1 protein-coding gene and 1 pseudogene are annotated in these 552 nt (G+C 66.3%); both read right to left on the minus strand.

Going from position 1 to position 552, the window contains the following annotated elements; genetic code table 11:
- A partial coding sequence (gene galT / locus ACB039_RS20935) for a galactose-1-phosphate uridylyltransferase (RefSeq protein WP_042648322.1) occupies nt 1-265 on the minus strand: 265 nt, incomplete at its 3' end.
- A gap of 51 nt (nt 266-316) precedes the next feature.
- A pseudogene (locus tag ACB039_RS20940) lies at nt 317-552 on the minus strand (UDP-glucose 4-epimerase); the annotation flags it as partial.

Here is a 552-nt window from a genome sequence, read left to right on the forward strand (position 1 = left end):
CGCCGGCGGCCGGGGTGTCCTGCATCAGGGCGGCGAAGTCGTTGGTGAAGACGAAGGTGTCCCGATAGTCGGGGTTCTGGTCGCCGGTGACGCGCTTGTTGCCGGCGCAGAGGAAGCAGTCCGGATCGTGGGACTGGCTCGGCGCCTGGCTTATTTTTTCGACCTGACCCTGCCAGGGGCGCTTGGCCCTGTGGGGGGAGACCAGCACATACTGGCCGGTCAGCGGGTTGAAACGGCGGTGGGGGTGATCAACAGGGTTGAACATCATCACTCCAGTCAATGAGTTGAGAAAATCGTAACGGGCAGGCCGGCAGGCCTACTCCTCGTAACCGTTCGGGTTGGCGAGCTGCCAGCGCCAGCTGTCGGCGCACATGGCGGCGAGATCCCGGGTGGCATGCCAGCCCAGTTCGCGCTGTGCCTTGGCGGGATCGGCCCAGCATTCGGCGATGTCGCCCGGGCGCCTGGGCTCGATGCGATAAGGCAGTGGCTTGCCGCAGGCGGCTGAGAACGCCGCCACCATCTGCAGCACGCTCTGGCCCTGGCCCGTGCCCA

Source organism: Aeromonas sp. S2(2024), from assembly GCF_041402505.1.
Taxonomy (GTDB): domain Bacteria; phylum Pseudomonadota; class Gammaproteobacteria; order Enterobacterales; family Aeromonadaceae; genus Aeromonas; species Aeromonas media.